Origin of the sequence: Sorangium sp. So ce281 (genome assembly GCF_051527395.1) — a bacterium.
Classification (GTDB): Bacteria; Myxococcota_A; Polyangia; order Polyangiales; family Polyangiaceae; genus Sorangium; species Sorangium cellulosum_B.
This window is the reverse complement of record NZ_CP150322.1, coordinates 5,095,572-5,116,603: the sequence shown is the minus strand read 5'-3', so window position 1 is coordinate 5,116,603 and position 21,032 is coordinate 5,095,572. Positions and strand designations below refer to the sequence as shown.

The window sequence follows — 21,032 nt, the reverse complement described above, 5'->3', positions numbered from 1 at the left end:
GGATCCGGAAGGGCGGGACCCGGGCAGGACCGGGCAGGACCGGGCAGCGCGGTGGACAGGAGAGCGCCGCATCGCCGATGATCGAGCGCTCGCACCGATGGCACGGGTCTCCAGGGCGGGCCGCGGCGCGGAGCCCGCGGTCCGCTTCAACCACACGCTCCTCCAGCGGGCGCGGCTCGATCTCGACCTGACGCAGGAGCAGGTCGCCGCGTCGATCGGCGTCGACGTGCGGACCTACCGCCGCTACGAGTCGGGCGCCGTCAACGATCCGCGGCTCGGCTTCTCGGTCCGGAGCCCGTCCCGGCGGCGCATCCTCGAGCGGCTCGGCGCCGAGCTCGGCCTCGCCGAGGCGGAGCTGCTCGTCGTCGAGGCCGAGGCCGAGGCCGCGCCGGCGGCGGATCCCGTCGCAGAGCGAGCGGGTGCGGCGAGCCAGGCCGCGGAGACGCCCGCCGGGGCGTGGCGCCCGCTGCACGCGCACACGCTCCAGCGAGCGCGGCACTTCGTCGGGCGCGCCGAGATCGTCGATCGGCTCGCCGCGTGGGCCGACGGTTCGCCGCCGTCCCCCCGGGTGATCGCGCTCCTCGGCGTGGGCGGCGCGGGCAAGACCGCGATCGCCGAGCGCTTCCTCCAGGGGCTCGGCGACGCCCCGCGGCCCGGCGGGGTGCTCGTCTGGAGCTTCTACGACGACCCCAGGACCGAGGCGTTCCTCGACCAGGCGGCGGCCTACTTCGCGGCGGGCGCGGGCGCCCCGGGCCCTGCGGCGCCGTCGCAGCAGGCCGCGCCCGGAGAGCAGCTCGCGCGGCTGAAGGAGGCGCTGGGGCAGGGGCCGCCGCACCTGCTCGTGCTCGACGGGCTCGAGACCGTGCAGGCCGAGGGGGGCGCAGGGCGCGCGCACGGCGAGCTCCACGACGCGCTCCTCCGGCGGCTGCTCTGCGCGATCGCGTCCGGGCTCGGCGGCGCGCGGGCGCTCGTCACGTCGCGCTTCGAGCTCGCGGATCTGTCCGCCTGGGCCGAGGGCGGGCTCGCGGCGATCCGGCCGGAGCCGCTCTGCGAGGGCGACGCCGCGTCGCTCCTGCGCCGCTGGGGCATCCGCGGCGACGACGGCGCCCTCGGCGCGCTGTTCGAGACGACGGGCGGCCACGCGCTGTCGGTCGCCGTCCTCGGCTCCTACGTGGGCGCGTTCCTCGGCGGCGACGCGGGCCGCCTCTCCGCGGCGCGAGCGGCGCACCTCGCCGAGGCCGAGCACGACGACGTCCTCGCCCGCCGCCTGAGCGCGGTGCTGTCGGCGTACGCGCGCGCGCTGCCGCCGGGCGAGCGGGACCTGCTCGCGCGCCTCTCGGTGTTCCCCGGCGGCGCGGGCGAGGGCGCGCTGCTCCAGCTGATCCGGGCCGGCGGCGAGATCGCGGGCGCCATGGCGGGGTGGGGCGCCGCGGAGCTCGCGCGCGGGCTCGCCCGGCTGGAGCGGCTGGGGCTCGTGTTCGCGGCGCGCCCGGGCGAGCGCTGCTACTCGACGCACCCCTTCGTGCGGCAGCACTTCAAGTCGCTGCTCTGCGTGCCGCCGGAGCGCGTCCACGCCGCGGGGAGCGCCGCGCCGCCGCCGCGCCTCGACGAGGCGCCGCGCCGGGCGCCGCGGGAGCGCGAGGCGGTCGACGCGTACGAGGCCATCCTCACCGAGCTGCTCGGCGCCGGGCGGGCGGGCGAGGCGTACGACATCTACGCGCTCGCCCTCGGCGGCTTCGCGCACCTCGGGCTCAAGCTCGGCGACATGGCCCGCGGCGCCCGCATCCTGCGCGCGTTCGCCGGCGGCGACGACCCCCGCGGCATGCCGGCCTCGCTGCCCGCGCGGGTGCGCGCGTCGCTCGCGTACGACGCGGGGCTCTACGCCGGCGCGCTCGGCGACCTCGCGTTCGCCTGCGCCTGCTACGAGGCGCACAACGAGATCGCCGGGGCGCTCGCCGACCCGGCCCCGATCGCGACCGGCCTGCGCACGCTGGCGTACACGGAGCGGCTGCGGGGCGACCTGACCGGCGCGCGCCGCCTGCTCGAGCGGTCGGCGGAGATCGCCGGCGGCGCCGCGGGGAGCGCCCGTCGCGCCGCGGCCCACGTGGACCAAGTCCACGCCGTGCGCGCGCTGGCGCTCCTGGCCGCGGTGCTGCACGACCTCGGCGAGGTCGACGCGGCGGGCGAGCGCTTCGCGCGCCTGCGGGCGCTGGGCGACGCGCCGGTGGCGCGCCGCGCGCTCTGGGAGGCGGAGCACGCGCTCGCGCTCGGGCGCCGCGACGAGGCGCGCGAGGCCACGGAGCGGAACATCGCCGAGTGCAGGCGGCGGGGCTGGGAGGGGCACGTCGCGCACGGCCACACGCTGCTCGGCCTCGCGCTGCTCGAGCGTGGCGACGGCGACGGCGACGACGGCGATGTCGCGTCGGCCGGCGACGTCGCGTCGGCCGAGGCGCACCTCGTCGAGGCGCGCCGCTGGGCTGCCGCGACGGGCGAGGTGGAGGTCGCGCTGCGGTGCCACGAGCTCGCGGCGCGGATCGCGCTCGCCGCTGGCCGGCTCGACGACGGCGCGCGGCAGGCGCTGGAGGGGCTGCACGTCGCGGAGGCGTGCGGGTTCGGCCCGTTCCGCGCCCGGCTCGCGGTCGTCGCCGCGCGGTGCGCGCTGGCCCGCGGCGCGGGGGCGGCGGCGTCCGCGACGGCGCTCGCCGACTCGGCGGTCGCGTGGGCGGGCGAGGACGCGTGGGCGAGGGCGGACGCGCTGCACTGGGCGGGCGTGGCGCGCGCGGCGGCGGCGCGCGGCGAGGAGCGCGCGCGAGGGCGGGAGCTGCTCGCCGAGGCGGCGGCGCTGCGGGCGCGCCTGCGCCACCCCGGGGCCGGAGCGTCGCGGGAGGCGCTCGCGCGGCTAGGCGGATGAGGGCGTGGCCCGCTGCGCGCGCGCCGGCGACGAACGGAGCGCCGCGGGCGGACATTCCGCTGCTCGCCGTCGGGATCGTGCCCGCGAAGGGGATTTCCGGGCTCCGCGTTACGAGCGCGGGATAACGTGGCGTGCCGTGCATCGCGGGTCCCATGCGAGCGGCCGCGCCGTTGTGCTGTTTTCCTTGCCAGGAGCGATGATGTTCCACCGACGTCCCAAGCTGACGATCTCTTTCGTGCTCGCCCTCTCCACGGCGCTGGGAGCACCGGGCTCCGCGAACGCCGAGCCAGTGATCATCGAAGGAGGTCCTGTAGCGCCGCTCCCCGCCGAGGGAGGAACGGGCCTGTGCGGCGCGCAAAGGTCATCGTCCGAGCCAGATGTCGACTTCTGGGTTCCGGCGAGCGACAGGGCGGGCTTCATCGAGAAGATGAACACGTTCTTCGACGCGGGGCAGGAAGAACTCGTGAGCTCCGTGGTGCGCACACCGCTCGATCTCTCGAACAGGTACGACGCCGGGAGCGAGGCGAGCTTCGGCGACTTTCTGGACGCTGTCTCCGACTGCCCGGCAGGAGGGTGCGACTTCGTCGCGAACGAGCCCGACGTGGCGTTCGGCATGCGCCTGCGCGGCTACCTGGCCGTGCCGCCCGACTACGTCGAGCAGCCGGTCCACTTTGGCATTTACGCCGACGACGCCGTGGCCCTCGTGATCTACGACTCGGCGCAGGCCGCCTATCCGGTGCTGGTGCAGCCACCCGCGCTCGGCGCACCCAGCTGGCGAATGACGAATACCGTCACGTTCGCCGAGGAGGGCCTGTACCCCGTCGAGATCCTCTATGCCGCGATCGCCGAGCATTCAGAGCTCGAGGTGTCGCTTCTGGTAGGCGAGTTCGAGGATTTTCAGCTCAAGGCCGGCGAGGCCGGCAGCACGAACCTCGCCGCGTCCAGCTTCACGCTCCTCGAGCCGGCGGCGTTCCATCGGAGCGTGGCGGGCGACGCCTCCGCGTCGGACGAGGACGCCTGTGCGCAGTGCGGCCGCGAGTTCAGCGGCCAGAGCGGAAACACCGGCTGCGAGGCGGGCTCCTACTGCAACGACGCCGCGCTGTGCGCGCCGTGCGTCGTCGACGCCTTCTGCGGGCCTTCGTGCAACCCGTGCAGCGCGGCGGCGCCGCGCTGCGCCCTCGTGGAGGGGACGCCGGCGTGTGTCGTGTGCGTGAGCGATGCGGACTGCGATGACGGCGAGGTCTGCGACCTCGAGGCGCACGCCTGCGTGGCGCCGCCCGGCCCCGACGCGGGCGCCGGCGGGACCGGCGCGGGTGGGGGCGGCGCGGGTGGCGGGGGCGGCGCGGCGTCCGAGCCAGACGCGGAGGACGACGACGGCGGCTGCGGGTGCCGGGTCGGCGGCGAGGGGCGGCAGGGCGGCGGGCTCGCCTTCGCGCTCGCGGGGCTCGGGCTCGCGCTCGCGGGCGCTCGTCGCCGGACGCGCGCGGCCTCGCGGTGAGCGGGTCCACGGAGCGCGGATCGCGCTGAGCTCCCGCGGCGCGGCGTCGCCGCGCGTCAGACGGCTGCCGGGCCGCGCCTCGGCAGCCGCTGCAGGATGTCCGTCGTCTCGGCGCTCCGCTTGAGCCCGGCGAGGCGCTGCTCGATGTCGCGCTTCAGCACGGCCGCCATCACCGGCTCCAGCACCGGGGCGAGGGCCTGCGGGCGCGCGGTGAAGTTGTAGCGGAACGTGACGCGGGTCCGCCGCGGCGACAGCGCCTTGAAGAGCCACGCGCCCGAGAACTGGCGGAAGATCCGCGGCCCCTCGACCATGGTGATGGCCACCTGCTCCGGCGGGTTCAGGGTGATGTAACGGGCCTCCATGGACAGCCCGTTCTTCGCCCGCACCCACACCCGCACGCCGACCGCGGGCTCGGCCGCGCCGTCGCGGTAGCGCATCTCGCGGAGGAACGGGTCCCACTCGAGCCGGAGAGCGTAGTCCTGGGACAGCGCGAAGAGCTCGTCCGAGGCGGCGTCGATCTCGGCGGTGCTCTGGATCGTGGGCATGGCGCCGAGGATAGGGTCGCGACGCGCTGACGTGGCATACTGCCGGACCATGAACGAGCCGGCGCGCAGGATCGTCTGGACATACGCCGAGTATCTCGATCAGGAGCGGGCGAGCCCGACGAGGCACGAGTTCTTGAACGGCGAGATCTTCGCGATGGCTGGCGGGACGCCGGAGCACGCGCGCCTGTGCCTGAGCGTCGGCGCCGAGCTCCGGGCGCAGCTCCGCGGGCGGCCCTGCGCGGTCTACTCCGCCGATCTGCGCGTCCGCGTGCAGGCGACCGGGCTCGCCACGTACCCTGACGTCAGCGTCGTCTGCGGGAGGCTCGAGCGTGATCTCGAGGACAAGGACGCAGCGCTCAACCCGATCGTCCTGGTCGAGGTCCTCTCCGAGAGCTCGGAGGCCTACGACCGTGGGCAGAAGTTCGCGCACTACCGGCGGATCCCCTCGCTCCGGGAGTACGTGCTCGTCTCGCAGCACGAGCAGCGCATCGAGGTGTTTCACCGCAACGAGGACGACTCGTGGACGCTCCGGGAGGCCCGCGCCGGACAGGGCGCGCACCTGGAGGTGATCGGGTGCGCGCTGTCGGTCGACGAGATTTACCGAGACCCGTTCTCCCAGGTCGCGACGGCGGCAGAGGGGTGACTCCGTTGTCGCGGTGATGAGCTCCCAGCCATCTGCCGGAGGATGGCGGAGGGCGCGCCAGCGGAGGCGACATGGCCGCTTCCACCGCAGCAGCGTCGTACCGAGCGACGCTACGCATGTCCGATCGTAGGCCGCAGGGCCTGCCGCGTGACACGACGTGTGTCCCGTCGTTTACAGATCGGCCTGCGAAATGACACGACGTGTGTCCAACCGTTTACAGATCGGCCTGCGAAATGACACTATGTGACACTATCCACACCCGCCCCGGGTCCGCGGCCACGGGGTGCGCCTCCCCCCGCAGGCACATCCCCCTCGCGTCGAGATCCTGCGCCCCTCCGAGCACACATCCGACGGAGGTGTGACCTACCGTCGCGCTCGCCTGGACGTAGGTTCCCAAGATGGCCAAAGCCAAGACCCAACAAGCACACACCGGGAAGGCGCCCACGGCGACTCCCACGGCAAAAACAACCTACCTCGCCTGCTACGAGCGCTTTGCCCCGCAGGCCGCGGCGCTCCCGGACCGCGACGTCGAGGTCTGTCGGGCGGATGTGCGGATCGCCTTCGCCAACGTGAAGCGCGGCGTCCAGGCCGCCTGCGCGGATCCAGCCCAGATCCGGAAGGCGCTGCCCGCGCTGCCGCTCGACGACGTGCTCGCGCTTCCGGACCTCGGCCGGGCCCTGGTCTTCGCCGCCACGCGCGTCACGGCGAAGCCGGCCAGCTCCGGTGAGATCGAGGCCAAGCTGAAGGTCGTGATCGAGCTGCGCGAGCCGATGCTCACGCTCGCCGAGACCCTGGCCAAGCGGGGGCTCCTGCCGAAGGACGTCGTGGCCGAGATCCGGGCCGGCAGCGGCAAGTACGACCTCGCCAGCGACGGGATGGCGCTGGCCCACCTCTACGAGGAGCACGCGGTCGCGCTCCGAGGAAAGCACCCGTTCAGCCAGGAGGAGTTCGAGCAGCTGCGGGAAGCGAGCGAGTGGCTGCTCGACACCCTCACCCCCGAGGGGGCCCGCCGGCCCGCGGCAAAGCAGCGCGGCGAGGCCGAGGCGATGCGCGACCGGCTCTGGACCCTCCTGGTCCGTCGCTACGCCGACCTCCGGAAGATCGCCTATTATTTCCACGGCGACGCGTTCGAGGACGTGGCCCCGAAGCTCCTGTCGCGGCTGTCGAGCACCGCTGTCGGCGACGTGAGCGAAGAGGTCGAGGCAGAAGCGGGCGGCGGCGAGGACGCGGGCGAGGGCGGTAGCCACGGCGCCGTCTCGCAACCCGCCGTCGCGGCGTCGCCGTGAACGGCGCGCAGCCTACCGCGCCGCGCGCGGCCGAAAGCGCGCGTGCGGCGCGGCACGGAACACCAACCAGATCCTGACAGCCCGCCTCACGAACGGGCGTTGACGAGCTCGTCGATACCGCACCGCCCTGTGCGAGTGACGGCCCGGGGGCGCTCGCGCGCTCCGAGCGGCGGCGAGCCGGCGGGCGCGTCGATGCCATCCGCGCCGTCCGCTCGCCCGGCGCTCGCCCTCCTGCGCATCGTCGCTCGCGGCACGCGGCTTGCGACGCACGCGGGGTGGGGGACGCGGCCGCCGCTCATGGCGGGATCGCGCCACCCTGGAGCAGGGCAATGGATGGCGCAGCCAGGGATATCTTCGTCATCAGCGATCTGCACATCGGTGACGGCGGCGCGCGCGACAACTTCGAGGCAGGCAGGAAGACGTCGCAGCTGCGTGCATTCCTCGACCACGTGGGCAGCGAGGGGGGCGAGCTCTTCATCCTCGGCGACCTCTTCGAGCTCTGGCAGATGAACCTCAGCCTCCTGTTCGTGAAGCGGCGGGCGCTCCTCGACCAGCTCGCCGCGCTGAGGCTCGTCTACGTGCCCGGCAACCACGACGTCGACCTCGTGCACTTCATCGAGACCGACCTCCTCAATCACCCCTTCTTCGCGTGCATGCGCGCGCCGTTCACCCGGGTGCTCGGCGGCAAGCGGTTCCGCTTCTGCCACGGGCACGAGACCGATCCGTTCAACGCCGGGGACGAACCCGGCTTCGGCCGCATGTTCTCCATCCTCGCCGGCGTCGCCGAGGACGAGAACGGCTCTCCTCACCTCAAGGGCGGCGAGAGCGTGGAGGACGTCCTCGAGAAATTCGGCGACTCGATACTGACGATCTGGAAACGCACCGTGGCGACGATGAGCCAGCGCGCGACGGAGAGGGACCCGTCCCCCAGCGGGGCATTGACGCCGGCGCAGAACCCGGACCGGCTCGGCGAGCACGTGGTCGGGGTCCGCGCGGAGCTCGACACGGGCGCATACGACGTGGCCGTCCTCGGGCACACCCACAAGGCAGGATCCATCGGTGACTGGTACTTCAACAGCGGTTCATGGGCCGGGCCTCTCAACTCGTTCCTTCGCATCTCACCGGACGGACATGTCCGCTATCTGGAGTGGAAAGGCGGTCGCGCCGTCGAGCGCGGGATGCCCCTCGTGCTCCCGGATGCGAAGCCCGATCGCGCACGCTCGGCGACGAAGAGCCCGGTCGCCGCGGCCCTCTCCGCCGCGAGGACGATCTTCCCGAAGCCGACACGTCCGGAGCGCTCCCGATGGATCCTCATCGCGCAAGGCGCCCTCGCGCTCTCCGTGGGCGCCGGCGCGCTGACGATCTCCGTCGGTCAGGGGTCCTCCGCGGGGTGGCGCCTGCTCGTCTCGGCCTTCGCTGCCTACGCGCTCGTCGATGGCGCCCTGTCGCTCGTCGGCGCGCTGCGGGAGCCGCCGATCCGACGCCTCCTCTCCCGCGTGCGCGGCGTGGTGAGCCTCCTCCTCGGCCTCGTCGTGCTCCGTCACGGTCACGTGGTCGAGATGTTCGTGGTCCTCGTGGGGTTCTTTGCGTTCATCTCCGGCGCGCTGCGCGTCGCGGCGTCGATCGTGCTCAAGGGAATGGTGGAGTCGAGGTGGCTCTTCATCGTGGGCGCTGGCTCGACGCTCGCCGGCCTCGTCCTGCTGCTCTTGCCCGCGTCGGCGGTGCCGCTCAAGTTCGTGCTGTCCGGCTATCTCTGTTACTACGGGGCAGGGGAGCTCCTGGCCGGCGTCTTCGGGCAGCGGCTGCCCAGGGCGGCGGGCGTCCGTCCGTCCGCATGAGGCCGCTCCCGCGCCGCTGGACAACGCTCCTTGCCTAACCCGCGCGTAGAATCACCCCCTCTCCGGGCGTCCTTGATCTACGCTCCTGCGCGTCTGGCAGTCCGGCGGCCGATCGCGCGGGGAGGCGTTCTCGCGGCGCGACCAGGGTGCCGGGCGCTCTCGCGGCGCGGCCTCCGCGCTCTCGTGGGCCTCCCGGCCGTCTCGCGCGCCTCGCAGGGCAAGGGCCCCTCGGAGCTCCAGCCATGAAGATCCCCGTCTCGATCCCGCCGTCCCGCCGCGCCCCGCTCGCCGCCCTCGCCGGGCTCGCCGCCCTCGCCGCGGGCGCAGCCTGCTCGGCTCCGCACCTCCCTCCGCCGGCCGAGCCGCCGCCGGCCGCGCCACCTGCGCCCACGCCCACCCAGGCCGCGCCCCAGGCCCCGCGCTTCGATCGGATCCCCCGGCTCGAGCTCAACCGCATCGCCGTGGAGCTCGATCTCCCGCTGTTCTGGATCGCCGACCACAACGGCTCGGGCGCCGTCGACCCCGACGAGGTCTCCGCCCTCTGGTATCACACCCCGGCGCCGGCCTGGGTCGCCACCGGGGCCTTCACCCCGGCGTTCACGTCGGCGTATGCCGCGATGACCAGGGTCAAGGCCGAGGGCCACCTGCGCGCTGGCCTCGACGAGGCCGAGGTGCGCCGCCGCGATGCCGTCCTCGCGGAGCTCGCGGCCGGCCGCCCCTCGCTCCTCCGGTCCGACTTCCGCGGCGCGCCCGCCGAGGATCGCGCCATCGTCGGCCACCTGCTCAGGGTGGCCGAGCTCATCGAGCAGATCCACGCGAAGCAGCTCGGCTCCGCCGGCATGGCCGACGAGATCCCGGCCGACGACCCCGCCAGCCGGGCGCTGTTCTGGCGCAACCAGGGGCCCTGGTGCCAGCAACCCAGGACGCGCGACGATCCGAACTGCAGCGCGCTGCCGAGCAGGCCGCCCCGCGTCACCGGCGTCTATCCGGCGCGCCTCCAGCAGGACAAGAAGTTCTGCGCCGCGCTCGAGGCGCGCCCGGATCAGAAGGCGCTCCTCTCTCCCTTCACCGTCGTGGTCGAGGAGCGCGGCGCCCTCAAGGCCGTGCCTTACAGCGAGGCCTACAAGCCCGAGATGGAGGCGGTGAGCCGGGAGCTCAAGGCGGCGGCCGAGGCGGTCCAGAGCCCGAGCGAGGCCGCCTTCAAGGCCTACCTGCTCGCGGCGTCGCAGGCGTTCCTCGACAACCGCTGGGAGGCCGCGGACGAGCCCTGGGCGAAGATGAACGCCGAGAACTCGGCGTGGTACCTGCGCGTGGGGCCGGACGAGACCTACTGGGAGCCGTGCAGCCGCAAGGCGGGCTTTCACGTGAGCTTCGCGCGGATCAACCAGGAGTCGCTGACCTGGCAGAAGAAGCTCGATCCGGTGAAGTCCGACATGGAGACGGCGTTCGCGGGCCTCGCGGGCGCGCCGTACAGGGCGCGCAGGGTCGCTTTCCACCTGCCCGATTTCATCGACGTCCTCTTGAACGCCGGCGAGTCGCGCGCCGCGACCGGCGGGACGTCAGGGCAGAGCCTGCCGAACTGGGGGCCGGTCGCGACCGAAGGCCGCGGCCGCACCGTGGTCATGGTGAACCTCCTGCAGGACGACGACAGCCGCGCCGCGCTCCGGGAGGTCGCCGCGTCGCTCCTCTGCAAGACCACGATGGAGAGCGTGTCCCTCGAGCGCCCCGTGGCCGCGCTCGGGACGGTGCTGCACGAGGCGGCCCACAACCTGGGCCCGGCGCAGGGCTACAAGGTGCAGGGCAAGACCGACGACGAGATCTTCGGCGGGCCGCTCGCCGTGATGCTCGAGGAGCTCAAGGCCCAGACCGGCGCGCTCTTCTTCACCGGCTGGCTCGCGCAGAAGGGCGTCCTCGACCCGGCGCTCGCCCGCATGTCCGAGGTGAGGGACGTGATCTGGGCGCTCGGGCAGACGGGGCAGGGCATGTACACCGCGGGCGGCGAGCCGCGGCCGTACGGTCACCTCGCCGCGATCCAGCTCGGCAGCCTGCTCGACGCGGGGGCGATCGGCTTTTACCGCGGCGAGATCGCGGCGAACGGCGCGGACAAGGGGTGCTTCTCGATCCAGTCGGACAAGCTGCCCGCCGCGGCGGAGGCGCTCGCGAGGACGGTGCTCGGGATCAAGGCGCGCGGCGACAAGGCCGGCGCGCTGCGCCTCCGCGAGACGTACGTCGAGAAGGCCGGCGCCTGGAAGGCGCTCCGCGGCGTGATCGAGGAGCGCATGCAGCGCATGCCGCTCGGCAGCGTCGTCTACGCGATCGAGCTGTAGGGTTGCGCCGTGATCCCGGCGCAACCCCGCGAGACCCCCTCGCCCGCGGGCGAAGCGGCGAGCGCGCGCGGCCGGCGCCGCGCCCTCGGCCTGCTCGCCCTCCTCGGCCTGCCGGCGCTCGGCCTCGGAGAGCTCGTGGCGCACGTGTACTTCAGCGAAAGAGCTCCGGATTTCGACGCCTGGCGCGAGGTGGGGGCGCCCCTCGCGGCGATGAAGCGGCCGGGGGATCTCGTGGTCGTCGCGCCCGGGTGGGCCGATCCGGCCGCGCGCCGCGCGCTCGGGGACGAGCTGATGCCTTTGCGCGACGCCGCCCGGCCCGACGAGAGCCGCTACGCGGCCGCGGTCGAGATCAGCGTCCTCGGCCAGCGCGCCGAGGAGCTCGCGGGCTTCCGCGAGGAGGCGCGGCAGGAGCGCGGCCCCTTCGTGCTCCGGCGCCTCGTGAACCCGTCGCCCGTGCGCGTCGCCTACGACTTCGTCGACAACGTCGCGCCGGCGTCGGCCGACGTGCGCGTGACGGATCCTCCGGCCGCGTGCCGCTGGAACCCGCGCGCGCGGATCGCCGCCGGCGGGCTCGGCGGGAACCCGACGTTCCCCGCGGAGCGCTTCGAGTGCCCCGGCGGCCCGTTCTTCAACGTGGGCGTCACGGTGATCGCGGACGAGGAGTTCCGCCCTCGCCGGTGCATCTGGTCGCACCCGCCGAGGGACGGCGAGATCGTCACGCGCTTCCGCGGCGTCCCGCTCGGCTCGGTGATCCGAGGGCACGTGGGTATGTACTGGATCATCGAGCGGGAGCGGCGGGGCGCGCCGGTCACGCTGTCCGTGCGCGTGAACGGCGAGGCCGTGGGCGAGGCGACGCACGCCGACGGCGACGGGTGGGCGGCGTTCGAGTTCCCGCTCGGCGCCCACGCGGGCGCGGCCGAGGCCGAGGTGGAGTTCGCCGTGAGATCCGCCGACTACACCCACCGCCACACCTGCTTCGAGGCGGACACCCGATGAAGCGCCCGGCGCCCCTCGCGCCCGCCGACGGCCTGATCGCGCTCGCGCTCGCGGCGGCGTACGTCGCCCTCCTGCTCGCGACGGCGGGCGATCTCGGCTACGCGCGCGACGAGGGCTTCTACTTCTTCGCCGCGGACCGCTACGGGGCGTGGTTCCAGGCGCTCCTGGATTCGCCGCGCGGGGCGCTCGATCCGCGGAGCATCGACGCCGCCTGGTCGGTGAACCACGAGCACCCCGGCCTCATCAAGTCGCTCTTCGCGCTCTCCAACCTCGTCCTGCAGAAGCGGCTCGGGCTCTTCGCCATGGAGGGCACGAGCTACAGGTTCCCCGCGATGGTCCTGTCGGGCGTGGGCGTGGCGCTCGTGTACCTCTGGGGCACCCAGGCGCGCGATCGGCTCGCCGGCGCGTCCGCGGCCGCGCTCTTCGCGATGCTGCCGCGGTACTTCTACCAGGCGCACCTCGCGTGCTTCGACGCGCCGATCGTGACCGTCTGGGCCCTGTGCGCCTACGCCTACTGGCGCTCGCTGCGCGACGGCGGGGCGCTGTGGCCCGTGCTCACCGGGGTCGCCTTCGGCCTCGCGCTCGACACGAAGCACAACTCCTGGTTCCTGCCGATCGTCTGCGTCTCGCACGCCGTCGGCATGGAGCTCAGGGACCGGATCGCCCTGCGCGCGAGCGCGGCGAGGGCGTCGCCCGCGGCGTCGCCCGCGCGGCCCGGCGGCGCCCGGCGAGCGCTCGCCGCGCTCGCCGCGATGGCGGCGATCGGCCCGCTCGTCTTCTACGCGCTCTGGCCGTGGATCTGGCGCGACACGCTCCCGCGCCTCCGCGAGTACGCGTCGTTTCACCTGAACCACGAGTACTACAACATGGAGTTCCTCGGCCGGAACTACTGGACGCCTCCGATGCCGAGGGCCTACGCGCCCGTGATGACGGCGGCGACGGTCCCCGTCGTGACGCTGGGCCTCTTCGCCGCGGGGCTCTGCGCGGCAGCGCGCGAGCGCCTCCTGTACCCGCTCGCGTGCGCGGCGGCGCGGCTCGCCCCGGAAGGCGGGAGGCTCGCGCTCGCCGCGGAGCGGGCGCTCGCCGCGCGGCTCCGTCCGCCCGCGGACGACCCCGGCGGCACGGCGCTCCTCTGGTTCCTCGCCATCGCCGCTGTGTACGGCGCCTGGCTCTCCCCGAGCACGCCGATCTTCGGCGGCACGAAGCACTGGATGACGGCCTACCCGTTCATCGCCCTGTTCGCCGGCGCCGCGTTCTCCGCCGCCGTGCGGCGCGCGCGCGCCGGTCTACGCGCGCTGCTGCTTTCCCGACGCGCGCGCGGCTCCCGCGCGTGGGCCGGCGCGGACACCGCGCGCGCGGCCGCGCTCGCGCGCGGCCCGCTGGTCCCGGCGCTGCTCGGGGCGGCGGTGGTCGCGGCGCCCATCGCCGAGACGCTGCACGCGCACCCGTGGGCGCTCTCGAGCTACACGCCGCTGGTCGGCGGCGCGCCCGGCGCGGCGAACCTCGGGCTGAACCGCACGTTCTGGGGGTACACCACGGGCGCTGTCGTCGCGTACCTCAACGAGCACGTCCCACCCCGAGGGACGGTGTACATCCACGACACCGCTGGCCCGGCGTGGGAGATGTTGCTGCGCGACGGGCGCCTGCGAGCGGACATCCGCGGCGTGGGGGCGGTCGCGGGCGCGGACTTCGCCCTCTACCACCACGAGAAGCACATGCTGGGGCAGGCGTACCAGGCGTGGGTCGCGTTCGGGACCACGAGCCCGGATCACATCGCCGGACCCGATGGCGTGCCGGTGATCCTGGTCTACCGCAACCGCGCCCGCTGAGCGCGATCAGCGCTTCTTCGCCGCCGCCTTCTTGGCGGGCGCCTTCGCCGCCTTCTTGGCAGGCGCCTTCGCCGCCTTCTTGGCGGGCGCCTTCGCCGCCTTCTTCACGGAGGCCGGCGCCGCGGCCTTCCCGGTCGCCGCCTTCTCCGCCGGCGCGCTCGCCTTCTTGGTCGCGGCCGCCGGCTTCTTCTTCGCGCCTCGGACCGCCGCGGCCCTGGGCTTGCTCGCCGCGGGCTGCTCCGTCGCCGGCTCGGCCGGCTTGCGGGGCCTCTCACGCGGAGCGGCCTTCTTCGAGGGCGCCTCCTCCTCGAGGTCCTCGTCCTCGTCCTCGTCCTCGTCGAGGTCCTCGTCCTCGTCGAGGTCTCCGTCCTCGTCCTCGTCGAGGTCCTCGCCCTCGCTCTCCTCGTCGAGGTCCTCGCCCTCGCCCTCCTCGTCGAGGTCCTCGCCCTCGCTCTCCTCGTCGAGGTCCTCGCCCTCGTCCTCCTCGTCGAGGTCTTCGTCCTCCACCGCCGCCGCGGCCGGAGCAGGCTCGCGGCGTAACGGCGGCGGGGCGTCGTTGCGCAGGGGAGCGGCGGCCGGCTTCCGGGCAACGTCGAGCTCGTCGAGCTCGTCGAGCGGGTCGCCGAGGACCGCCGCGATCTCACGCTTGAAGTCGGTCATGTGGCTGTCGATCTCGAGCGCATCCTGCTCGGACAGCGGCGTGAGCTTGAGCTTGAGGACCCGGTCGCCCGCGAGCTCCCACGACGCGGCACAGCCGCCCTCGCGCAGCATCCTCGATGCGATGGAGTCGATCCGCTGACGCAGACCGCCGCGCGCCCCGGCCTCGATCTTGCGCTGCAGCTCGAAGCGGCGCTCCATCATCGGGAGCGTCACCACCTTCGACTCGACGAGATCGGAGAGCTCGTCGGCCACCGCCTCCTCGATCTCGAGCCGCGCGTCGGGGTCGCTGCTCTCGAGCGAGAAGATCGCCTCGCGGAGCTCGGGATCGTAGCCCGTCAGCTTGCCGCCGGCGCTCTCGGCCGCGCGCGTCAGCGACTCGCGCAGCACCTGCGCCGGCGCGCGCTTGCCGACCGTCGAGGCGACGTACCCGAGCGTGTCCAGGCGCACGTGCACAGGGCCGTCGTCCTCGAGGCCGAGCTCGGGCCGCGGCCCGAGCAGCGCGTCGCGCATCACGCGGAAGACATCGCGCTTGATCACGTTGTCCTCGGTGAAGATGTCCTCGACGTGCTCGGACTCCATCAACGTGCTCGTGAGGCTCGCCACGAGCTCCTCGACCTGGTCGTCGATCTCGTCGGTGCCGAACGTGGTCGTGGGCTCTCCGTCGACGAGGGCCCACGGCTCGAGCCGAGGCGTGATGGTCGCGATGTCCGCAGCCATCTTGTCCTCCAGCTCGCGCGCGAGCGCCGTCGAGCCCCCCCTGGCCACGAGGATGTGCCCGTGCGCCTTCAACGCGTCAACGATGCTCGTGGAAAGTCGGCGGGAGAGATTGCGCTCGTTCACGAGGCGCGCAGCTTACACGGTTTGCGCGGCCTGGCGATATTTGAAGACCGCGGATCGGCCGTGCTCAGGGGTCGTTCTCGATCACCTTGATCCGCACGCCGCCGACGCGCTCCGGGATGACCGCGCGCGCCGCGTCGGCTCCTCCGGACCGGATGCTGACGCGGACGATGAAGCCGACCCCGTCCTCCCGCTCGACCCCGATGCCGACACACCACGGCTCGCCGCTGATCTTGGCCTTGAGCTCGTCCTTGGCCCGCCGGGCCGATCCCACGTCGCTCATCTCGTTCACCTCTCCTGAATTGGAGCGCGCTCTAGCAACCTCTCGCGCTCACTCGCTGGTTCCGACCGCCAAGACCTGCCACGTCGCGGGCGCGTCGGCGACGCCCGCGGCGCCCGCCTCAGAGGTGCCTGCGCGCGATCTCGGCCCACGTGCCGGTCGGCTCGATCTCGAGGTACCTGCGCCAGCACGGGCGCGCCTTCGTCGGATCACCGATCTGCTCGTAGGCCATCGCGAGGTTGTAATAGGCGTCCGCGAAGCGCGGATCGCTCCCGATCGCACCCTGGAAATAGCGGATGGCGTCGGCCGCCTGGCCGCGCTCGAGCATCACGTAGCCGAGGTTGTACTGCGCCTCCGGCTGGGACGCGTCGAGATCGAGCGCCTTCATGTAGAGCGCCTCCGCCTGCTCCTCGGCGTTGCGCCGGAAGCAGATGTTGCCGAGGTTCGTGTAGGCGATGGCCAGCCACGGGTCGATCTCGAGCGCGCGACGGTAGAGCGCCTCGGCCTCGTCCATCGTCGCCGGATCCTCATCGAGCTGGCTGGCCTGCATGTAGAGCTCGTAGGCCGTGCGCGCGCGCTCCCGACCCACCCTCGGGCGGAGCACCCGCACGACGTCGTCGCGCAGCTCCTTCACCTCGAAGTCGAGCACCATCTGCCCCGTGAGCGGCTCGAACGCGCCCGACGCGCCCCGGACCACGACCGCCTTGCCGTCGAAGGCGACGCGGAGCTCGGCGAGGGGGCGCGTCACCTTGGGGAGCGCGGTCCGGATGTTGTCGATCGCCCGCGCGACGTCGCGCAGGCGCACCTTGCGGGCGATCATGTCCCGCGCGGCGCGCAGCGCGATCAGGTCCGAGAAGGTGTACGCGCGCCGCCCCCGCCGCCTGCCGCTCGGCGCCGCGATGCCGGCGCGATCGAGCGAGCGCAGTCGCCCGGGCGAGATGCCGAGCAGCCGCGCGACCTCGGTGCCGGTGAACATGTCGGTGACCGGCTCGCGCGCGCCCGGCGCAGGGAGCGGCGCCTCCGTCGCGCCCGCCCGCGGCGCCGGCGGGGGCTGCGACACCCGCCCGCCACCAGGGCCGAACACGACGTGGATCACCTTGTCGGAATTTCCGGAGGCGGAACGGTCCTTCTTGCTCATCGCAGCGTCACCGGCTCCGCGCCGAGGATCGGCGGAGGCAGAGCGCGTCGTGGGGAGCGTACCCCGCCGCGCGCCGGAGTGCTCCCGTTCTCCACGTGGACACGCGCGTCAAGGGGGCACGGCCCGCGGTCGCGCTCTCGTCGGGAAGGTCCTTGCATCGCCATCACGCGCGCGCCGTCCTGCCCGTCGTTATCAGCACGCGCGCCGTGACGTCCACGGTCAGCGCGAACGAGACCGCCGCGGCGTGCGGCGCGAAGCCGCAGCGGATCTCGGCCTGCATCGGCCCGAGCGGGCCCCCCGCGCGCGCGGCGGCTTCCCGGTGCGCCACGCGGAGCGCGCGCAGCCTGAGGTGAGGGTCGAGCGCGAGCGCCCGATCGAGCGGCGCCGCCAGCGGCGCGTCCGGCGGCAGCGCGAGGTGCAGGCTGGTCGACCCGTAGTAGACGAGCGCGCCCCCCTCGTCGCGGGTGCCGCCCTCGCTCAGCACGTCGGCGCCGTCGAACAGCGCGTGGAGGCGCCCCGTCGAGCAGGTCACGAGCTCGACGTGCCTCCGCTGGAGGAGCGGTGGACGCTGGACCTTCGCCAGACCGGGACCGGGTAGACGCTCGCTGCGCGACATGGCGATCGCGATCGTGGCACCGCTGCGCGCTGCGTCCCAAAAGCGCGCGGAGATTCGCACAAAGTTGCTGCGGCACCTGATTTCGTGCGGGACGCCGGGGCCGCGCGGCCGCGACGAATTTGGCCACGCGCGGCGCGCCTTGCCACGATGCGTGCCGCGCCGAAGGGCGCGAAGGAGCGAGCATGGACTACACCGGCATGGAGCGCCGCAAGCACCGGGTCTTCGTCACCCGCAACACGGAGTATCACGTCCGCGACGACATCTGCGTCGCGGTCCGCGATCGGGCCGCGCGCAAGTTCAGGTCAGCCCACCTCGCGCTGCACCTGAAGCTCCAGGGCGCGGTCCGGATCAACCCGAACGGCGTCGTGATCCCGGAGCCGCAGAACGCGCGCGTCGGCAGCCCCATCTATTTCACGCAGATGGATCAGGACGGGATGGAGCGTCAGATCGTGACGAGCCGCGTGGAGGCGATCGAGCGGCCCGAGAAGGCCACGGTGCTCCAGTACCCCTCGTGACACGGTGGGGCGCCCGGCCGCGCGGCGCGGGCGCTCGTCGTCGTGGACGGGGGTCTGGTCGCCGTCGCGCACGCCCCGCCGCGCGGGCGCTCGTCGTCGAGCGCGCCGCGCGTGGCGTGTCCGCTCAGCCGAGCGTGCAGAAGCCTTCGTAGTCGATGTAGCTCGTGATGGTCGGCGACTCGCCGCAGACGGGGCAGTTCTTGTCGCGGCGCAGCTTGAGCTCGCCGAACTTCATCCGCAGCGAGTCGTAGGTGAGGAGCCGGCCGATGAGGGGCGCCCCGATGCCGAGGATCAGCTTGATCGCCTCGGTCGCCTGGATCATGCCGACGGTCCCCGGCAGGATCCCGAGCACGCCCGCTTCCTGGCAGCTCGGCGCGAGGTGGGGGGGCGGCGGCTCGGGGTAGAGGCACCGGTAGCAGGGGCCGACGCCCGGCATGAACGTCGTCACCTGGCCCTCGAAGCGGAAGATCGAGCCGTGCACGACCGGCTTCTTCGTGAAGACCGAGGCGTCGTTCACGAGGTAGCGCGTCGGGAAATTGTCGCACCCGTCGACGATGATGTCGAACTGCTCGAAGATGCGGTCGACGTTGCCGCTGTCGACGCGCTCCTGGAACTTCACGACCTTCACGTCGGGGTTCAGGTCGCGGATCGCGATCTCGGCGCTGTCGACCTTGGGCTTGCCCACCCGCGAGGTCGCGTGGAGGATCTGCCGCTGGAGGTTCGAGTTGTCGACGACGTCGGCGTCGACGAGGCCGATCGTCCCCACGCCGGCGGCGGCCAGGTAGAGGGCCGCCGGGCTGCCGAGGCCGCCGGCGCCGAGCAGGAGCACCTTGGAGGCGAGCAGCTTGGCCTGCCCCGCCTCGCCGACCTCGGGCAGGAGCAGGTGCCGGGAGTACCGATCCCGCTGCGCGTCCGTGAGGTTGGGCGGCATCTCGACCGGGTAGGCCATGTCCTTCCAGCGGGAGAAGCCCGGGTTGGCGCTCTCCACGTTGGTGTAGCCGAGCTCCTGGAGCGTCTTCGCGGCGAGCGCCGAGCGCGTGCCGCCGGCGCAATAGGCCACGATGGGGGCCGACTTGTCCGGCAGCTTCTGCTCGACTTGGATCTCCAGAAAGCCTCGTGGGATCGAGATGGCGCCCGGGATGAAGCCGGCGCGGTACTCCTCCTTCTCACGCACATCCAGGAGCACCATCGGGACCTTGTCGTCGAGGCGGCGCTTGAGCTCAGTCAGCGAGAGCTCGCGGATGGACTTGCGGACGTAGGAGATGAGGTCGCTATAGGTCGTAGGCATCGTGGCTCCTCAGGGATGGAGAGACTTAGGTGCTCGGCGCTACGAGTCAACGACGGACGGCCGGCGGTCGAGAATTGTGGCCACGCGGGCAGAGCGAGCGCCGCGCCTGTCGGCGGGGGCGCGGCGCGTCGGCTCGGTCTGCCGGCGCGGCGCAGCCAGCCGCCCGGCGGCGGCCGGAGGGCTGGGCTCCGCCGGGGCGGCGCTAGCGGCTGCGGGGCAAGAGATCGGGCCGCGATCGGAGCGAGGCGAGGGGCTCCTCCTTCTGCATGCCCCCCTCGCACTCGATGCGCGCGACGCGGCCCGCGGGCGGCACGTCGATGATCGTCGCCGGTTCGTTCTCCGACTTGCAGAGCGCGAGCACCTTGGTGCCCGGGGCGAGGCGCCCGCTGCGGAGCTGCTTGCGCGGCAGCTTGATCTCGGCGTCGTCGGCGAGCCGCCGGACGGTGATGTCGGCGCCCTGGACGTCGCTCACCACGCCGAGCTCGAGCGTCGGCTGCTTCTCCCGGAGCGGGCCCCACACGCGCTCGCCCTTCAGCTGGTCGTCCGGCGGCAGCCAGTTGACGGTCGGCTCCTGGGCGAGGCGCGGCAGCGGCACCCACCCGATCGCGAGGTCGAACGCCGCCGTGATCACGGCCGTGCCGGGGTCGACCTCGGTCACCAGCGCGCGATCCTTGGTCTGGCCGATGACCCACACGGGCGTCGAGGGCAGGAGGCTGCGCGTCGGCTCGCCGTCGCTGTCCGACGCGGGCGAGACCGCGACGGTGCCGTGAGACCAGCGCTTTCCCGGCTTCTTCATGGGCTTCATCCGGACCTTTCGCGCCTCGACCCACGCCGCGAGGGCGGCGCGCTTCCGCGCGAGCAGCTCGGGCAGCGCGCCGCTCCCCGGCAGCTCGGCCGCGTCGGGCGCGAGCGCCTCCCAGCGCAGGAGCGCGATGGTGGCGTCGAGCTGCTCGAGCGTGGCTGTCGCGTCCTGGGTGCCGAGCGCCCTGCCGGCGAGCTCGGCCAGCCGTGGCGCCGCGGCCGCGCGGACCCGCCCGAGGATCGCGCGCCCTTGCTCCTCGGAGGTGTCTCCGCGCTTCACGGCGGCGTCGAGCTTCTCGACCACGCTCGCCCAGCGTCCGGCCGAGACGTCCGCCTCGACCTGGCCATAGAGGACCTCGGCGATGGTGGCGTCGAGCTCCGCGGTGAGCCGGTCCGTGGCGGCGTCGCCGAGGACCGCCCTCGTCGGCGGGGCCGCGAGGAACGCGCGCGCCTCCGCGAGCTTGCCGGCGATGGTCGCGTCGTCGACCTTCCTGCTCGCGCACGCCGCGGCCTGCGACGCCACGAGCCGCCGGACCTCGTGGGTGAACGCCTCGCTCTTCAGCTCGTCGATCCGCGCCGACAGCTTGTGGAACGCGGCCTCGCACTCCTTCTGGTCGAGCAGCTCGGCGGCGTCGTCGGCCCAGACCTTCGCCTCGCGCCTGTCGACCTTCTCGCGCAGCTCGCCGATCTGGTACCGGTGCGAGTCGACGCCGAGCCCGCTCGCCTTGTCGAGCAGCCCGCGGGCGTCGTCGTACCGCTTGTCGGACAGCGCGCGGCTCGCCTCGTCGACGCGGCGCTGGCTCTCCGCGATGCGCGCCATCTCCGCCGTGACGGCGGGCTTCGGCGCCGGTCGCGCGGCCGGCTCGGCGGCGCAGCCCGCCGCGACGGGGATCGCGGCGAGGACGAGAACGATGGAGACGGGATGACGGAGCAGCGGCCCTGCTGAGCGCATAGGGGCAGGACTCTTCCACTTCCCCCGGAGGATCGTCAACATCGCCTCCGGCGGCGTTTCTTGACCCTCGTG

16 protein-coding genes are annotated in these 21,032 nt (G+C 73.4%); 9 read left to right on the top strand and 7 right to left on the bottom strand.

What is annotated here, in order from left to right; all coding sequences use genetic code 11:
- The first annotated feature begins 97 nt into the window (after positions 1-97).
- Both WMF27_RS19395 and traA read left to right on the top strand, forming a co-directional pair.
- Positions 98-2,911 (top strand): helix-turn-helix domain-containing protein, encoded by a 2,814-nt coding sequence (locus tag WMF27_RS19395; RefSeq protein ID WP_437767405.1) that lies wholly within the window; start codon positions 98-100, stop codon positions 2,909-2,911.
- Between the two features lie 196 nt (positions 2,912-3,107).
- Positions 3,108-4,409 (top strand): outer membrane exchange protein TraA family protein, encoded by a 1,302-nt coding sequence (gene traA / locus WMF27_RS19390; protein ID WP_437767406.1) that lies wholly within the window; start codon positions 3,108-3,110, stop codon positions 4,407-4,409.
- 56 nt (positions 4,410-4,465) lie between these two features.
- On the opposite strand, the gene WMF27_RS19385 is transcribed toward traA, so the two are convergent.
- Complete coding sequence (locus WMF27_RS19385; RefSeq protein ID WP_437767407.1) at positions 4,466-4,954, bottom strand: type II toxin-antitoxin system RatA family toxin; 489 nt, start codon at positions 4,952-4,954, stop codon at positions 4,466-4,468.
- Positions 4,955-5,003: 49 nt separating this feature from the next.
- Between WMF27_RS19385 and WMF27_RS19380 the strand changes: the two genes are divergently transcribed.
- The 6 genes from WMF27_RS19380 (at position 5,004) to WMF27_RS19355 (ending at position 13,873) form a co-directional block, all read left to right on the top strand.
- The gene (locus WMF27_RS19380) at positions 5,004-5,597 is read left to right on the top strand and encodes a Uma2 family endonuclease (protein WP_437767408.1); all 594 of its coding nucleotides are present in this window, start codon (positions 5,004-5,006) and stop codon (positions 5,595-5,597) included.
- A 398-nt stretch (positions 5,598-5,995) separates the two neighbouring features.
- Positions 5,996-6,883, top strand: a complete 888-nt coding sequence (locus WMF27_RS19375; protein ID WP_437767409.1) for a hypothetical protein — start codon at positions 5,996-5,998, stop codon at positions 6,881-6,883.
- A gap of 329 nt (positions 6,884-7,212) precedes the next feature.
- Positions 7,213-8,721, top strand: a complete 1,509-nt coding sequence (locus WMF27_RS19370; RefSeq protein ID WP_437767410.1) for a metallophosphoesterase — start codon at positions 7,213-7,215, stop codon at positions 8,719-8,721.
- Positions 8,722-8,963: 242 nt separating this feature from the next.
- The gene (locus tag WMF27_RS19365) at positions 8,964-11,048 is read left to right on the top strand and encodes a hypothetical protein (protein ID WP_437767411.1); all 2,085 of its coding nucleotides are present in this window, start codon (positions 8,964-8,966) and stop codon (positions 11,046-11,048) included.
- Between the two features lie 9 nt (positions 11,049-11,057).
- The gene (locus WMF27_RS19360) at positions 11,058-12,044 is read left to right on the top strand and encodes a hypothetical protein (protein ID WP_437767412.1); all 987 of its coding nucleotides are present in this window, start codon (positions 11,058-11,060) and stop codon (positions 12,042-12,044) included.
- On the top strand, positions 12,041-13,873 hold the full coding sequence (locus WMF27_RS19355) for an ArnT family glycosyltransferase (RefSeq protein WP_437767413.1): 1,833 nt from the start codon (positions 12,041-12,043) through the stop codon (positions 13,871-13,873). The genes WMF27_RS19360 and WMF27_RS19355 overlap by 4 nt, the downstream gene beginning before the upstream one ends.
- A 6-nt stretch (positions 13,874-13,879) precedes the next feature.
- On the opposite strand, the gene WMF27_RS19350 is transcribed toward WMF27_RS19355, so the two are convergent.
- From WMF27_RS19350 to WMF27_RS19335, 4 genes are all read right to left on the bottom strand, one after another.
- Positions 13,880-15,373 carry a hypothetical protein gene (locus WMF27_RS19350; protein WP_437767414.1) on the bottom strand — a complete coding sequence of 498 codons (1,494 nt, stop codon included), beginning with the start codon at positions 15,371-15,373 and terminating at the stop codon, positions 13,880-13,882.
- 64 nt (positions 15,374-15,437) lie between these two features.
- Positions 15,438-15,653, bottom strand: coding sequence for a hypothetical protein (locus WMF27_RS19345; RefSeq protein WP_437767415.1), 216 nt, complete (start codon positions 15,651-15,653; stop codon positions 15,438-15,440).
- Between the two features lie 118 nt (positions 15,654-15,771).
- Positions 15,772-16,788 (bottom strand): tetratricopeptide repeat protein, encoded by a 1,017-nt coding sequence (locus tag WMF27_RS19340; protein ID WP_437767416.1) that lies wholly within the window; start codon positions 16,786-16,788, stop codon positions 15,772-15,774.
- 163 nt (positions 16,789-16,951) lie between these two features.
- Complete coding sequence (locus WMF27_RS19335) at positions 16,952-17,404, bottom strand: hypothetical protein (RefSeq protein WP_437767417.1); 453 nt, start codon at positions 17,402-17,404, stop codon at positions 16,952-16,954.
- A gap of 182 nt (positions 17,405-17,586) precedes the next feature.
- Here WMF27_RS19335 and WMF27_RS19330 point away from each other — a divergent pair, with 182 nt between their 5' ends.
- Positions 17,587-17,919 (top strand): hypothetical protein, encoded by a 333-nt coding sequence (locus WMF27_RS19330; protein WP_437767418.1) that lies wholly within the window; start codon positions 17,587-17,589, stop codon positions 17,917-17,919.
- Positions 17,920-18,043: 124 nt separating this feature from the next.
- On the opposite strand, the gene moeB is transcribed toward WMF27_RS19330, so the two are convergent.
- Positions 18,044-19,207: a molybdopterin-synthase adenylyltransferase MoeB gene (moeB, locus tag WMF27_RS19325; protein WP_437767419.1), complete on the bottom strand. Its 1,164-nt coding sequence runs from the start codon at positions 19,205-19,207 to the stop codon at positions 18,044-18,046.
- Between the two features lie 202 nt (positions 19,208-19,409).
- On the bottom strand, positions 19,410-20,960 hold the full coding sequence (locus WMF27_RS19320) for a hypothetical protein (protein ID WP_437767420.1): 1,551 nt from the start codon (positions 20,958-20,960) through the stop codon (positions 19,410-19,412).
- Positions 20,961-21,032 lie beyond the last annotated feature (72 nt).

What these genes read in the sequence shown, in the direction of transcription:
- WMF27_RS19345 (WP_437767415.1), bottom strand. Translation starts at nt 15,653, where the DNA reads ATGAGCGACGTGGGATCGGCCCGGCGGGCCAAGGACGAGCTCAAGGCC.
- WMF27_RS19355 (WP_437767413.1), top strand. Translation starts at nt 12,041, where the DNA reads ATGAAGCGCCCGGCGCCCCTCGCGCCCGCCGACGGCCTGATCGCGCTC.
- WMF27_RS19370 (WP_437767410.1), top strand. Translation starts at nt 7,213, where the DNA reads ATGGATGGCGCAGCCAGGGATATCTTCGTCATCAGCGATCTGCACATC.
- WMF27_RS19385 (WP_437767407.1), bottom strand. Translation starts at nt 4,954, where the DNA reads ATGCCCACGATCCAGAGCACCGCCGAGATCGACGCCGCCTCGGACGAG.
- WMF27_RS19320 (WP_437767420.1), bottom strand. Translation starts at nt 20,960, where the DNA reads ATGCGCTCAGCAGGGCCGCTGCTCCGTCATCCCGTCTCCATCGTTCTC.
- traA (WP_437767406.1), top strand. Translation starts at nt 3,108, where the DNA reads ATGATGTTCCACCGACGTCCCAAGCTGACGATCTCTTTCGTGCTCGCC.
- WMF27_RS19330 (WP_437767418.1), top strand. Translation starts at nt 17,587, where the DNA reads ATGGACTACACCGGCATGGAGCGCCGCAAGCACCGGGTCTTCGTCACC.
- WMF27_RS19375 (WP_437767409.1), top strand. Translation starts at nt 5,996, where the DNA reads ATGGCCAAAGCCAAGACCCAACAAGCACACACCGGGAAGGCGCCCACG.
- WMF27_RS19340 (WP_437767416.1), bottom strand. Translation starts at nt 16,788, where the DNA reads ATGAGCAAGAAGGACCGTTCCGCCTCCGGAAATTCCGACAAGGTGATC.
- WMF27_RS19335 (WP_437767417.1), bottom strand. Translation starts at nt 17,404, where the DNA reads ATGTCGCGCAGCGAGCGTCTACCCGGTCCCGGTCTGGCGAAGGTCCAG.
- WMF27_RS19365 (WP_437767411.1), top strand. Translation starts at nt 8,964, where the DNA reads ATGAAGATCCCCGTCTCGATCCCGCCGTCCCGCCGCGCCCCGCTCGCC.
- WMF27_RS19380 (WP_437767408.1), top strand. Translation starts at nt 5,004, where the DNA reads ATGAACGAGCCGGCGCGCAGGATCGTCTGGACATACGCCGAGTATCTC.
- WMF27_RS19395 (WP_437767405.1), top strand. Translation starts at nt 98, where the DNA reads ATGGCACGGGTCTCCAGGGCGGGCCGCGGCGCGGAGCCCGCGGTCCGC.
- moeB (WP_437767419.1), bottom strand. Translation starts at nt 19,207, where the DNA reads ATGCCTACGACCTATAGCGACCTCATCTCCTACGTCCGCAAGTCCATC.